At 64.1% G+C, this 13,027-nt stretch carries 12 protein-coding genes; 3 read left to right on the top strand and 9 right to left on the bottom strand.

All coding sequences use genetic code 11. The features are described 5' to 3' along the window. The first annotated feature begins 138 nt into the window (after positions 1-138). The gene (locus tag M2375_RS17790) at positions 139-1,965 is read left to right on the top strand and encodes a phosphatidylserine/phosphatidylglycerophosphate/cardiolipin synthase family protein (RefSeq protein ID WP_259169275.1); all 1,827 of its coding nucleotides are present in this window, start codon (positions 139-141) and stop codon (positions 1,963-1,965) included. Here M2375_RS17790 and M2375_RS17785 read toward each other — a convergent pair. From M2375_RS17785 to moaE, 7 genes are all read right to left on the bottom strand, one after another. After that, positions 1,954-2,967, bottom strand: a complete 1,014-nt coding sequence (locus M2375_RS17785) for a tRNA-dihydrouridine synthase (RefSeq protein ID WP_259169236.1) — start codon at positions 2,965-2,967, stop codon at positions 1,954-1,956. The two genes, M2375_RS17790 and M2375_RS17785, sit on opposite strands and share 12 nt — an antisense overlap. Before the next feature lie 68 nt (positions 2,968-3,035). After that, complete coding sequence (locus tag M2375_RS17780; RefSeq protein ID WP_259169233.1) at positions 3,036-4,256, bottom strand: class I SAM-dependent methyltransferase; 1,221 nt, start codon at positions 4,254-4,256, stop codon at positions 3,036-3,038. 140 nt (positions 4,257-4,396) lie between these two features. Further along, positions 4,397-4,927 (bottom strand): GNAT family N-acetyltransferase, encoded by a 531-nt coding sequence (locus tag M2375_RS17775; RefSeq protein WP_021025922.1) that lies wholly within the window; start codon positions 4,925-4,927, stop codon positions 4,397-4,399. A gap of 389 nt (positions 4,928-5,316) precedes the next feature. Beyond that, a complete protein-coding gene (locus tag M2375_RS17770) occupies positions 5,317-6,753 on the bottom strand; it encodes an aldehyde dehydrogenase family protein (RefSeq protein ID WP_259169229.1) in 1,437 nt (478 codons plus the stop codon). Positions 6,754-6,839: 86 nt separating this feature from the next. Next, complete coding sequence (locus M2375_RS17765) at positions 6,840-7,298, bottom strand: hypothetical protein (RefSeq protein WP_259169225.1); 459 nt, start codon at positions 7,296-7,298, stop codon at positions 6,840-6,842. 28 nt (positions 7,299-7,326) lie between these two features. Then, positions 7,327-9,939, bottom strand: coding sequence for an ATP-dependent chaperone ClpB (gene clpB / locus M2375_RS17760; RefSeq protein WP_259169224.1), 2,613 nt, complete (start codon positions 9,937-9,939; stop codon positions 7,327-7,329). 234 nt (positions 9,940-10,173) lie between these two features. Continuing rightward, positions 10,174-10,650, bottom strand: coding sequence for a molybdopterin synthase catalytic subunit MoaE (gene moaE, locus M2375_RS17755; RefSeq protein ID WP_404979345.1), 477 nt, complete (start codon positions 10,648-10,650; stop codon positions 10,174-10,176). 199 nt (positions 10,651-10,849) lie between these two features. Here moaE and M2375_RS17750 point away from each other — a divergent pair, with 199 nt between their 5' ends. After that, positions 10,850-11,101, top strand: a complete 252-nt coding sequence (locus M2375_RS17750; protein WP_259169223.1) for a hypothetical protein — start codon at positions 10,850-10,852, stop codon at positions 11,099-11,101. A gap of 38 nt (positions 11,102-11,139) precedes the next feature. Beyond that, positions 11,140-11,478 carry a hypothetical protein gene (locus tag M2375_RS17745; RefSeq protein ID WP_259169222.1) on the top strand — a complete coding sequence of 113 codons (339 nt, stop codon included), beginning with the start codon at positions 11,140-11,142 and terminating at the stop codon, positions 11,476-11,478. Here M2375_RS17745 and M2375_RS17740 read toward each other — a convergent pair. After that, entirely contained in the window at positions 11,475-11,735 is a 261-nt protein-coding gene (locus M2375_RS17740) for a MoaD/ThiS family protein (protein WP_259169221.1), read from the bottom strand. The two genes, M2375_RS17745 and M2375_RS17740, sit on opposite strands and share 4 nt — an antisense overlap. 13 nt (positions 11,736-11,748) lie before the next feature. Beyond that, a complete protein-coding gene (glp, locus tag M2375_RS17735; RefSeq protein ID WP_259169220.1) occupies positions 11,749-12,981 on the bottom strand; it encodes a gephyrin-like molybdotransferase Glp in 1,233 nt (410 codons plus the stop codon). Positions 12,982-13,027 lie beyond the last annotated feature (46 nt).

Genomic DNA, 13,027 nt, shown 5'->3' with positions numbered 1-13,027 from the left:
TGCGGCGCCACGACGCATGCAGGGGTGCGGCTGTACGACAGCGCCGCCAATGCAGTGGCCCGCTCTGCGCAACCGTCCGCGCTCACGCACAATAGCGCCAGCCCACTGATAGAACCCGCCGCCATGCCGACTGCTCCGATGACCTCTGCCCCGTCTCTGTTGACCACACTTGAGACCCCCGTCATGCGCAAGCTGCAGCGCCGCCTGGCAGTGCTGTGCGCGGCCTTGCTGCTGGGCGGCTGCGCCAGCAAGCTCCCCACCCAGGTCGACCGGCCTGTCTCATTGGCCCAGCCGCCAGCGGCCAGCAGCGCCCTGGTGCAGATCAGCCAGCAGCGCCAAAAGGCGGAGAGCAAGGCGGGGTCGGGTGTATCGGGTTTTGAGATACTGGCCGGCGCGCAGGCGGCCTATGGTGCACGCCTGGCCCTGGTGCAAGGCGCTAAACATACGTTGGATGTGCAGTACTACGCCATCCATGCCGATGCCAGCACCGCGCGTTTGCTTGAAGGCGTCGTGAATGCGGCGCGCCGGGGGGTGCGGGTGCGGGTATTGCTCGATGACTTCCATGGCACGGGCCGCAATGCGCAGGTGATGCGCCTGGCCTTTGAGCCCAATATCGAGATGCGCATGTTCAACCCGCTGCCCGGCGACCGCGACTCGCCCATCAGCCGCATGTGGAATGCCGCGACCGATTTCCAGCGCGCCCAGCAGCGCATGCACAACAAGCTGTTCCTGGCCGATAACGTGATGGGCATCATGGGCGGGCGCAACCTGGGCGATGCCTACTTCGACAATGACGAGAGCTCCAACTTCCTGGACACCGATGTGCTCATCATGGGTCCGGCCGTGCAGGACCTGTCCGGCAGCTTTGACAGCTACTGGAACAACGAGCGCGCATATCCGGTGCAGTCGCTGATCAGCAAGCAGGCGCTGGAAGACATGCAAAAGAGCTACCAGGCCCGCGCCCAACAAAGCAATGGCGACGACACGGCAGAAACCTCCGCCGCGCCAGCCGCGCAGACTGCGCAGGCGGCAAGCGGCGGCGCGCGGCCCTCTCCGCCCGATGGGGAGCCGCGCCCAGATGGCGCCATCAGCCCCGAGCAGCGCGAGCGCGCCTGGGACATGCAGCCCGTTGACTTGCGCACCGTGCCGCTGGTCTGGGCCCATTCGGTGGTGCTGGCCGATGCGCCCAGCAAGATACCGGCGGTCGATTCGGATGGGCAAACCAACCCACTCAGCGCAGCGCCCGGCATGCTGGACAACAAGCGCCTGAACCAGCTGCGCGCACTGGCCGAAACCCGCCACCCCGGCCACAGTCCCAGCGCCGATTCGGTGGTGGATGGCCTGGTGCAGTTGCTCGCCTACGCCAAGAAGGATTTGCTCATCGTCTCGCCCTACTTTGTGCCCGGTGAATCGATGCGCCAGGCTTTCAAGGATGCGGTGCAAAGAGGCGTGCGCGTGCGCATTTTGACCAACTCGCTGTCGTCCAACGATGCGCCGATTGCCCACATTGGCTATGCGCGCTACCGCGAGGAATTGCTGCGCGACGGCGTGGAGCTGTATGAGCTGGTCAGTGATGAGAGCGACCTGCGCGCCGCCTTTGGCCTGGGCAGTGGGCAGAACAGTTTTCGCGAAGGCCGCCGCGTGATGCTGCACAGCAAGGTGCTGGTGCTCGATGGCCAGCTGCTGGTGGTCGGGTCCATGAACCTGGACCAGCGCTCCAAACTGCAGAACACCGAAATCGCGGTGCTGGTGCGCAGCCGCAAGCTCTCAGGCCAGGCGGCGGGCATGATTGAAAAAGGGCTGGAGAGTGCCGCCTGGCATGTGGTGCTGAAAGACGGCAAGCTGCTGTGGGAGGCACCGCAAAACACCCGGCTGCAAGACCAGCGCACCGAGCCCGATGCCAGCCTGCCGCTGCGGCTGATGCTCAAGATCATCAGCCCCTTCACCCCCGATTCACTGCTGTGATGCGGTGCTAGCGTTGGCGCCAGCCCTGGTTTGCTGCTGCAGCGCATCAAGCCACAGCGTGATCGCGCCCTGGTCCGTCATCACCCGCACATGCTGGTAGGCGGCCTCCGCCTCAGGGAAGGCCCGGCGCATCAGGTTCAGCCACTGCTTCAAACGCCCCGCGCGCTGGCGGGGCTCCAGGTCGTCGCAGACCAGCTGCCAAAAACGCAGCAGCGCAGGCACCAGGTCCGGCCATTGCACATCGTGCAGGCCATCTGGCATAGGCAGGCCATCGCGCTCGGCCACGGCCTTGCGTATGCGCCAGGCCAGGCCCGGGTCGGCGACAATGCCGCGCCCCAGCATCAGGTCCTGGCAGCCCGATTCGGCCTGGCAGCGCAAGGCATCCTCCACCGTCCAGATTTCGCCATTGGCCACGACGGGGATGGTGACGGCCTCGCGGATGCGCGCAATCTGGTCCCAGTAAGCGGGCGGGCGGTAGCCATCGAGCTTGGTGCGGCCATGCACCACCAGCTCGCAGGCACCGGCCTCCTGCATCGCCAACGCGCAGTCCAGCATCAGCGCCCGGTCGTTGAAGCCCAGGCGCATCTTGGCCGACACCGGCATGGCTGCAGGGACTGCAGCGCGCACAGCACTGACCACCGCATGGATGGCCGCTGGATCCTGCAGCAGCGCGGCGCCGCCGCCATGGCGGTTGACCACCTTGGCGGGGCAGCCAAAGTTCAGATCAATGCCCTCGGGCGACAAGGCCGCCAGCTGCGCGGCATTGGCCGCCATGCTGGCCGCATCGCTGCCCAGCAGCTGGGCGCGCACCGGGGTGCCGGCCGCAGTGCAGCTGCCGTTGCGCAACTCGGGCATGGTGCGCAAGTACACCTTGTCGGGCAGCAGGCTGCCGGTGATGCGGATGAACTCCGACACGCAGCGGTCCGCACCGCCCAGGCTGGTGAGCACATCCCGCAGCACAAAATCAAGCAGGCCCTCCATGGGCGCCAGCAGCAATCGCATCTGTCGCCCCGTTCAGCAGTCAATCATGGATGGCAGCGAAGCGGGCCGCACCGCCTGCTCGCTGACCATTACCAACCCACCTGCAGACGCCACAAAGTCGTCATCTCGGCCGCGCGGGCCTGGTGTAGCGGGTTAGCGGAGTCTTGCGCCTTGGCGTGGCGCGGGCGGATTTGGTTTTTGCCCACCACCTGCAAGCCAGCCTCGGCGATCCAGCTGAGCAGCTCTTCACGGCTGCGCAGCCCCAGGTGCTCGGCAAAGTCGGACAGGATCAACCAGGCTTCGCCACCCGGTGCCAGGTGGGCGGAGACGCCGGCCAGAAAACCGCGCAGCATGCGGCTGCCCTCGTCATACACGGCACGCTCGACCGGCGCACTGGGCTTGGCAGGCACCCAGGGTGGGTTGCAGACCACCAAGGCGGCCTTGCCTTCAGGGAACAGATCAGTCTGCGCCAGCTCCACCTTCTGGTCCACGCCCAAGCGCTCCAGGTTCTCACGCGCACAAATCAGTGCACGCGGATCGGTATCGGTCGCCACAATCTTTTGGATGCCCCGGCGTGCCAGCACGGCGGCGATGACGCCAGTACCGGTGCCAATGTCATAGGCCAGCGACTTCTTGGCCAGTGCGGTAGGCAGCGGCGCCTGTGCGATCAGGTCGACATATTCGCCCCGCACCGGCGAGAACACACCGTAATGCGGATGAATGCGGTCATAGCCCTTGGGCGCCAGCTTGGCCAGCGCAGGGATTTCCACGCCTTTCTTGCGCCACTCATGGGCGCCCACCAGGGCCTGCAGCTCACGCAGGGACACGACCTGCGCCCCATCGCCCTGGGGCGCGCCCCAGGCGTCGGTACAGGGAGCCTGCACCTCCGGTGCGCGGCGCAAGGCAATCTCGTACTGCGCATCCAACTCGATCAGCACCATCGACAGCACGCGGGCGCGCTGGGCTTGCAGGTGGCGCTGCTGGTGAAAGGGCAATGCCACCTGCGGCGTGGGCATGCCGGAAGCAGAAGGGGCGGCCGGCTTTTTCTTGGCCTTGCGCTCGCCCGTCTTGTCCAGGCGGCGGGCCAGCGACTGCAGCAGCATGCGGGCGTTCTGGAAATCTCCGCGCCAGAGCAGCGCCGTGCCTTCACAAGCCAGGCGGTAGGCCACATCTGCCGGCATGGTGTCATCGGCCAGCACGACGCGGGCGGAAGGCGCAGTGCCGCGCTCGCAGCGCCAGCGGGCGCTGCGGGGCTCGCCGCCTTCCTCCCAGTGGATGGTGGCGAAACGCTCTGGTTGGGCAGTGGTCATACAAATGCTTTCTGGGGCAGACCAGCACCGGGCCGCTGCCAAAGGGAAAAAAACAAAGAGGCCGTCCAAGACGGCCTCTTGAGAGCAAGACACTGCTCGCCCTGCCGCAGCAGGTGCCAAGCGCGTCCGGCCTGCAAGAATCAGCGGTTCATCAAGGAGCGCTGCATGCGCACTTCTTCGATCTTGATGGCACCGACGGTCGCCGTCTTAGCGGTCGACATTTCGCGCTTGAAACCGGCGGACTCATGGAAACGCAGTGCACGCTCATTGCGCAGCGGCACCCAGGCCGTCACCGAGGTGCAACCCTCTTCGGACAGGCCGTCGCGGGCGGCATCCCACAGCGCCACGCCCACGCCCTGGTCCCAGTGGGTAGGCGCAGCATAGATGGCCCAGATTTCGCCCGTGGTAGGACGGGTCTTGGCATCGCGCGAACGGTCAAAACCGATGAAACCGACAATCTTGTCGTTCTCGACGGCCACCTGGACTTGGGGCTCGCAGTACTCAATGGCTTCGCGCCAATAGGCCTGGCGCTTCTCGACGGAGGAGATAGATTTCAGCTGGTCATCGGGCAAAACGCCGCGATAGCTTTCAACAGAAGCGGCAGCGTGGATTTGGGCAATGGCTTTGGCATCACGAAGAGTTGCGGGACGAACCTGGATAGTTTCAGACATGGATAACCGAAAACAAAAATCAATGAATTAACCAAAAAGCACGTATATCTCGTCGTACACTGCGACCATCACGCCCGGCCGGGTGTCAAGTGTTTTGATGGAGCACCCTGAGGCTCAACATCCATCCACTTGCAACACACCATGGCTCACGCAGCATCAGCAAGCAACCGTGCATTGCTGATGGCTTTTTTAAGGGCATATGGAAGAGTCAGCGCGTGAACAGCGCGCTGCAGAGATATGGTGCGCGAAAGCCGGCCATTGTCTCACTCTTGACATCATTTGGGTAGCCCCACAATGGCCTTGTAGGTCAATTTGTGCAGGGGTTTGCAAATGCAGACATTTGCGCTAGGCGTTTACCCTAGCGCCTCCCCCCGATAGAAATCAAATAGTTAGCGCTTTATTCGGCGGTAAAGTAGCCGCATCAGCGCATCAAAGCGCCGGCCATAGGGCGGATACAGCCATGCCGCAGCAGACCAGGCACCCTGGCGCAGCACCGGCTTGGCATGCGAAAAGCGCATGAAACCGTGGTGGCCATGCATGGCGCCCCAGCCACTGTGCCCCCAACCGCCAAAGGGCAAATTCGCATGGGCAAACTGCAGCAGGCAGTCATTCATGCACATGCCGGCGGCCCGCACCCGCTGCGCCGTGTCCAGGCCCTGCCGGCGGTCCTGCCCAAACCAGTAAAAGGCCAGCGGCGTCTCGCCCTGGTTGATCGCCGCAATCGCCTCCTCGCGGTCGTCGTACTGCAGCACCGGCAGCACCGGGCCAAATATCTCTTCCTGCATCAGCTGCATCTGCGCCGTCACGCCCAGCACCAAGGCGGGCGCTAACTGGCGGCTGATGCCATCGCCGATACGGCTTTGCGACACCGCGTCCCCACCGCCTGCCAAGCGGATCACCTGCGCCCCCGCTTGCTCAGCCTGCGCCAGCATGCCCAGCACCCGGCTGGCATGGGCGGCGTGGATGAGTGAGGTGTAATCGGGGTTGCCTTGCTGCTGCGGGTACAGGGCCTGCACAGCCTGGGCATAGGCATCAACAAAGGCCGCAGTGCTGCTGCGGGGCAGCAAGACGTAGTCGGGGGCAATGCAGGTCTGGCCCGCATTCAAGAGCTTGGCATGGGCAATCTTGCGTGCGGCATCCTGGATGTCGCAGCTTTGTTCCAGCAGGCAAGGGGATTTGCCACCCAGCTCCAGCGTCGTCGGCACCAGCTGGTTGGCCGCCGCCAGCGCCACCTTGCGGCCCGTCGCCGTGGAGCCGGTGAACAGCAGGTGATCGAGCGGCAACGAGGCCAGCTCGGCAGAGGCGCTGGCATCGCCGGCAAGTACCGCCAGCTCATCATCGCCAAAGTAACTGGGTACCAGCGCGGCCAGCAGGGCCATGGTCTCGGGCGTGTACTCACTGGGTTTGATGAGCACGCGGTTGCCCGCAGCCAGCGCACTGATGGCAGGACCCAAGGCCAGCAGCAAGGGGTAGTTCCAAGGGGCAATCACGCCCACCACGCCCAAAGGCATTGGCTGCAGCCAGGCCCGGGCAGGCCACAGCTGCAAAGGCGTGGCCACCCGCTGGGCGGCCGCCCAGCGCCGCATTTGCCCCAGCGCCTGGCGCAACTGGCTGTGCAGCGGCATCAACTCGGTGAGCGTGGTGACCCGCGCCGAGCGCTGACCAAAATCCGCCTGCACGCTGGCGCACAGGCGCTCTTCGTTGTCCAGCAGCAGCTTTTGCAGGCGCAGCAAACGCTCGCGCCGCAGCAGCAGCGGCGTATCGGCCTGCGCGCGGCTGGCGGCGCGCATGGCCGCAAACCGGCTGTGCAACTCGCTCACATCCATAACTCAAGGCCCCATAAAAAAACCCGGTCTGCATCAGGCACAACCGGGCTTTGCACAACCGCAGGCCGCAGCCTGTGTCAGGTCAGTCAGTGTTGTGAGCGGATTTCACGCGGCTCCACATCCGTCACATCGATTACGGCCGAGCGCATGCCAGAAGGATTGCTCGCCGCCTCAGCGCTGCGAGCGCCCTTGTTGGCCGACCAGCGCGCGGTGCTGCGGTAAACGGTGGTCCAGCCGGTGGCCGGGTTCATCTTGAAGGCGAACGGAACGATAGGTTTGCCGGTCATCTTGGCCCAGAGCAGGCGCAGCGTCCATAGCAAGGCAGCAATGGCAGCCACCACCATGAGACTGACGAAAAACACCAGACCTGCCAAGACCATGACAATTCGCAAAGTCCAGCTCACCACGGTTGCCAACAACTCGTTCAACGCACTTCCTTTCATCGCTGTATTACAGCGCTTGCTACCCATGTTATGCCGATGCCTGAGTTTTTCAAGCCCTGGCAGTGTCAACAAGCATATCGCAGCGTAAAGAGAGCTGGCCATGCATGGTTACTGCATGGCCACTCCCGCCTTACTGGGCTGCTGCGGCACCCCGTCCGAAATGGAACTCGCCGGGCGCCTGCACCGGGTCCACCGTCACCGGAATAAGGCTCTTGGGGGGGTAGTAGCCCTCCAACAGCAGCCGGGACAGCGGGTTTTCGATGCGCTGCTGAATCGCCCGCTTGAGCGGACGGGCACCAAACACCGGATCGAAGCCCACCTTGGCCAGCTCGGCCATGGCCGCATCGGAGACCTGCAGGTGCAGGTCCATCTTGGCCAGACGGGCTTCGAGCTGGTGCAGCTGAATGCGCGCGATCGACTCGATGTGCTTGGCATCCAGCCCGTGGAAGACCACCGTCTCATCGATGCGGTTGAGGAACTCGGGACGGAAATAGTTCTTGAGCTCCCCCCATACCGCGTCTTTGACATCCTCATACGATTCGCCCACCATGGCTTGAATCAGCTGCGAGCCAATGTTGCTGGTCATCACGATCACCGTGTTCTTGAAGTCCACCGTGCGGCCCTGGCCATCGGTCAGGCGACCGTCGTCGAGCACCTGCAGCAGGATGTTGAACACATCGGGGTGGGCCTTTTCCACCTCGTCCAGCAAGATCACACTGTAAGGCTTGCGGCGCACGGCCTCGGTCAGGTAACCACCTTCGTCATAGCCCACATAGCCCGGAGGCGCACCGATGAGGCGCGAGACCGAGTGCTTCTCCATGAACTCGCTCATGTCGATGCGGATCAGGTGGTCTTCGCTGTCAAACAAGAAGCCCGCCAGTGCCTTGCACAGCTCGGTCTTGCCCACGCCCGTGGGGCCCAGGAACAGGAAGGAGCCCGTTGGCCGGTTCGGGTCCGACAGGCCCGAGCGTGAGCGGCGGATGGCATTGGAGACGGCAGAAATCGCCTCGTCCTGGCCCACCACGCGCTCATGGAGTTTGTCCTCCATGCGCAAGAGCTTGTCGCGCTCGCCCTGCATCATCTTGGACACAGGAATACCCGTGGCGCGGCTGACCACCTCGGCAATCTCTTCGGCGCCCACATGGGTGCGCAGCAGCTTGTGGCCCTTGGTCTTGGCGCCTTCGCTGTTCTCATCGGCCTGCACTTCGGCCAGTTGCTTCTCCAGCGCGGGCAGCTTGCCGTACTGCAGCTCGGCCACCTTGTTGAAGTCACCGCTGCGCGTGGCCTCCTGGATCTGGAAGCGCACCTGCTCCAGCTCTTTGCGCAGCTGCTCGGAGCCCATCGCATCGGCCTTTTCGGCCTTCCAGATCTCTTCCATGTCAGCGTATTCGCGCTCGATCTTGGACAGGTCCTCTTCGATCAGCGACAAACGCTTTTGCGAAGCCTCGTCCTTTTCCTTCTTCATCGCCTCGCGCTCAATCTTCAGCTGGATCATGCGGCGCTCCAGCTTGTCCATGACCTCGGGCTTGGAGTCGATCTCGATCTTGATCTTGGCCGCTGCCTCGTCGATCAGGTCGATGGCTTTGTCGGGCAGAAAACGGTCGGTGATGTAGCGCGCCGACAGCTCGGCCGCCGCCACAATGGCCGGGTCGGTGATGTCCACGCCATGGTGGGCCTCGTACTTTTCTTGCAGACCGCGCAGGATGGCGATGGTGTCTTCCACCGAAGGCTCGTTGACCAGCACTTTCTGGAAGCGCCGCTCCAGCGCCGCATCCTTTTCGATGTACTTGCGGTACTCGTCCAAGGTGGTGGCGCCGATGCAGTGCAGCTCGCCGCGCGACAGCGCAGGCTTGAGCATATTGCCCGCATCCATCGCGCCCTCGGCCTTGCCGGCACCCACCATGGTATGGATCTCGTCGATGAAGAGAATCACGCGGCCCTCTTCCTGCGCCACTTCCTTGAGCACGGATTTGAGGCGCTCTTCAAAATCGCCACGGTACTTGGCACCGGCCAGCAGGCCGGCCATGTCCAGCACCAGCACCTTTTTGTCGCGCAGGGTGTCAGGCACCTCGCCAGCCACAATGCGCTGGGCCAGGCCTTCAACGATGGCCGTCTTGCCCACGCCGGGCTCGCCGATCAACACCGGGTTGTTCTTGCTGCGGCGCTGCAGCACCTGGATGGTGCGGCGGATCTCGTCATCGCGGCCGATGACCGGGTCGAGCTTGCCCAGCTTGGCGCGCTCAGTCAGGTCCAAGGTGTATTTCTTCAACGCCTCGCGCTGGCTCTCGCCATCGGCGCTGTCCATCGATTGGCCGCCGCGCACCGCATCGATGGCGGACTCCAGCGCCTTGCGGCTCAAACCACCTTCTTTGACGATGCGTCCTGCTTCACCTTTGTCGTCGGTCAGCGCCAGCAAAAACAGCTCAGCGGCATAGAACTGGTCGCCGCGCTTGATGGCCTCCTTCTCGGTGGCTTGCAGCATGCGCTGCAGATCCGGGCCGACCGTCACCTGGTCCTGGCCTTGCACCTGCGGCAGGCGCTTGATCGCGTTTTCTGCCGCCGTGCTCATCGCCGTGGCATTGGCACCCGCCCGCGCCAGCAGCGATTTAGGGCCCTCGGGTTGGCGCAGCATGGCGGCCAGCACATGGACCGGTTCGATGTAGGCGTTGTCATTGCCCAGGGCCAGCGATTGCGCGTCGGCCAGGGCTTCTTGAAATTTGGTTGTCAGTTTGTCGATTCGCATGAATGTTCCCCACTCAACAATTGTTACTGGGGAATATTTTGCGCTGACTGGCGTATTTTCAAGAACCTCGCTGCACATATAGGCTCTGTCGGCCCGCATCGCCAAATGCTGTGCGCCGTCTCCTACGCCATGCGGACATCGCACAAACGCAGCCACGCTCCCCGCATCCATTGCAGCAGCAACGGGGCTAAAAAAGCTTGCGCCTGGTCAAGACCGCTGCAATGAGGCCCCTAGTTAGCTTTGACGCTTGGGCAGGCCCCAACGCGCCATCGCCGCCTCGTCGCTGACGCGTGCATCGACCCAGCGCGCGCCTTGGGGCGTGTCTTCCTTCTTCCAGAACGGCGCTTCGGTCTTGAGGTAGTCCATCAAAAACTCGCAGGCCTGGAAGCTCTCGCCCCGGTGGGCCGAGGACACGGCAACCAGCACAATCTGGTCACCCGGCGCAAGCAGCCCCACGCGGTGGATGATGCGGGCGCCAAAGATGTCAAAGCGCTGGCTGGCGGCCTCCACCATCTGGGCGATCGATTTTTCCGTCATGCCCGGGTAGTGCTCCAGCTCCATGGTCGCCACCTGGCTGCCTTCATTGCGGTCGCGCACGGTACCCACAAAGCTGCAGACCGCGCCAATGCGACCGTCCGCCGCCCGCAGCAGCCCCAACTCCTGGCTCACATCAAAGTCAGCAGTCTGTACGGCAATATGGGTGTGCATCATGGACGGGCTCTCAGCGAAAAAGCGGAAAAACCCAAGCCTAGCATGCCCACCCGGCCATGCCGACAAACCATGGCAGCCTACGCCCAGGCCGCGATTGCGGCACACTAGAGCCTTTGCAGCATGGCTGCCTCTGGCTCAGCACAAGCCCAGCCACAGACCCGCCGTTTTGCAAGACCCGTTTTCTCTTTGAATGGTTTCCATGCCCAGCCAGACCCTGCAAGCCCACGGCTTCCTGCTCTACCCCAATCCCCGCAACCTGCACCGCATTGTGTTCGAGCACCATGTATTCGTGCCCTACCCTTATGCGATCATCGACATCCCCGCGATGGACCTGGTGGGCAAGACCAGCGTGTATGCCGCCTGCCGTGAAACCGACCGCAAAATGGGCCAGGTGGTGACCTTTGAGCTGCTGGAAGATGTGGCCCGCTTTGAAAAGCGCTTTACGCCCTGAAACGCCGCCAAGCCACAAGCCACACCACACGGAACGCCATGCAAGACGGCAGCCAGATATTCATCCCTGACTCGTTCATCGCCCTGTTCCAGGGCCGCCAGCAGCGCTTGCGCCAGCCGCTGACCGAGATCGCCCAGCGCTACGAACTCTGCGAGGATTTGGCGCAGATGCTGGTGGAGCAGGCGCAAATTCTCTACCACCAAAGTGCGCCCTCCGAGAGCGCCATTTTGCAGACCATGTATGCCGGCCTGCAGGCCGAAGGTGCAGGGGTCAGCCCGGAAGAAGCACGCTGGGTGGTGCTGCGCCTGGCGGAGCTGCTGGAGTGGCGGGCGCCCGAGCTGCTGCTGCCCAGCCCGCCCGAAGACGACGCGGTTTAACCGCCCGTCACCGGCGGGAAAAAGGCCACCTCGCAGCCCGCCTCCAGCGGTGCGCTCTCTTCACTGAGCACCTGGTTGACGGCGGTGCGCACGGCCCGGCCCCGCGCCAGGCAGCTGGCATAGGGCTCGCCCCGCGCCAGCAAGGCATCGCGCAGCTCGGCCACCGTGGCCGCATCGGTGGCAAAGGCCTCGCTGCCACGGCCAATGGCCTCACGGATGCCCGCGAAATAGCGCAGTTGTACGGTTTTCAAAGTCATCGCATCCCCCCGCTCAACCCAGCAGCTGGGCAAAAGGCACAAAGCGCACGGTGTCGCCCTGCGCAATGGTCTGGCCGGCCGGGTTGTCGACCAGGCCATCGGCCCAGACGGCCGAGGTCAGCACGCCCGAGCCCTGGTTGGCAAAGCGGTCCAGCCCGCCTTGCGCATTGACGCGCACCCGCAAAAATTCGCGGCGCTTGTCGGCACGCGGCCAGTCAAAATCGGCGCGCATGTCCACCGCCTGCGGCGCATGCGCCTGCACGCCTTGCAGACACAGCAAGAAGGGCCGCACCAGCAGCGCAAAGGTCACAAAGCTGGAGACCGGGTTGCCTGGCAGGCCGATGAAATGCGCCTGGCCCACGCGCCCATAGGCGAAGGGCTTGCCCGGCTTGATGGCAATGGCCCACAGATCCAGGCTGCCCAAGGCTTGCACTGCAGGCTTGACATGGTCTTCCTCCCCCACCGATACGCCGCCACTCGTCAGCACCAGATCGCTGTTCTCTGCCGCCGCCTGCAACGCGGCCACGGTGGCCTCATAGCTGTCGGGCACGATGCCCAGGTCCTGCACCTCGCAACCCAGGCGCTGCAGCATGGCGCGCAAAAAGAAACGGTTGCTGTTGTAGATGCTGCCCGCCGGCAGATCTTGGGGCGCCACATCGCCGGGAATGACCAGCTCATCGCCGGTGGAGAACAAGGCCACGCGCGGGCGACGGGCCACCGCCAGGCGGGCGCAGCCCATGCTGGCCGCCAGGCCCAGCTCGGCCGGGCCCAGGCGTTTGCCTGCCGTCAGCACGGTGCTGCCCCGTTGCATGTCTTCCCCGCTTTTGCGGATGTTTTGCCCAGGTTTGACGGCGGCGTTGATCTGCACCCGGCCATCTTCCAGCAGCGTGCATTCCTCTTGCATCACCACGGCGTCAGCACCCAGGGGCACTGCAGCGCCGGTAAAGATGCGCGCTGCGGTGCCGGCGGCCAGCGGCTCGCCGATGCTGCCCGCTGCAATGCGCTGGCTCACCGGCAAGGCCAGCTCCGGCCCGCTCAGGTCAGCGGCGCGCAGCGCATAGCCGTCCATCGCGCTGTTGTCAAAAGGCGGCACCTGCAGCGCGGCGACCAAATCCTCGGCCAGCACGCGGCCATCGGCATCAAAGGTATCCAGCAGCTCGCTGCCCGGCAGTGGCTGGCCTTGGGCCAGCAGCTCAGCCAGGGCGGCATCGAGTGATTTCAGAGGGGGACGGGGCGGGGTATTCATCGCAATCATTTCTTCAGTTGTCGGCCGCATCCGTGCTGGCCGAGCA

The organism is Comamonas sp. BIGb0152 (assembly GCF_024809975.1).
GTDB lineage: Bacteria > Pseudomonadota > Gammaproteobacteria > Burkholderiales > Burkholderiaceae_C > Comamonas.
Note: the sequence above shows the minus strand (reverse complement) of the source record. Positions and strands in the feature narration are given on the sequence as shown.

Bases quoted from the DNA above. Each gene is read 5' to 3' on its own strand.
- M2375_RS17790 (WP_259169275.1), top strand. From the start codon at position 139: ATGACCTCTGCCCCGTCTCTGTTGACCACACTTGAGACCCCCGTCATG.
- M2375_RS17750 (WP_259169223.1), top strand. From the start codon at position 10,850: ATGCCCAGCCAGACCCTGCAAGCCCACGGCTTCCTGCTCTACCCCAAT.
- glp (WP_259169220.1), bottom strand. From the start codon at position 12,981: ATGAATACCCCGCCCCGTCCCCCTCTGAAATCACTCGATGCCGCCCTG.
- M2375_RS17785 (WP_259169236.1), bottom strand. From the start codon at position 2,967: ATGCGATTGCTGCTGGCGCCCATGGAGGGCCTGCTTGATTTTGTGCTG.
- M2375_RS17745 (WP_259169222.1), top strand. From the start codon at position 11,140: ATGCAAGACGGCAGCCAGATATTCATCCCTGACTCGTTCATCGCCCTG.
- clpB (WP_259169224.1), bottom strand. From the start codon at position 9,939: ATGCGAATCGACAAACTGACAACCAAATTTCAAGAAGCCCTGGCCGAC.
- moaE (WP_404979345.1), bottom strand. From the start codon at position 10,650: ATGATGCACACCCATATTGCCGTACAGACTGCTGACTTTGATGTGAGC.
- M2375_RS17780 (WP_259169233.1), bottom strand. From the start codon at position 4,256: ATGACCACTGCCCAACCAGAGCGTTTCGCCACCATCCACTGGGAGGAA.
- M2375_RS17765 (WP_259169225.1), bottom strand. From the start codon at position 7,298: ATGGCCAGCTCTCTTTACGCTGCGATATGCTTGTTGACACTGCCAGGG.
- M2375_RS17775 (WP_021025922.1), bottom strand. From the start codon at position 4,927: ATGTCTGAAACTATCCAGGTTCGTCCCGCAACTCTTCGTGATGCCAAA.
- M2375_RS17740 (WP_259169221.1), bottom strand. From the start codon at position 11,735: ATGACTTTGAAAACCGTACAACTGCGCTATTTCGCGGGCATCCGTGAG.
- M2375_RS17770 (WP_259169229.1), bottom strand. From the start codon at position 6,753: ATGGATGTGAGCGAGTTGCACAGCCGGTTTGCGGCCATGCGCGCCGCC.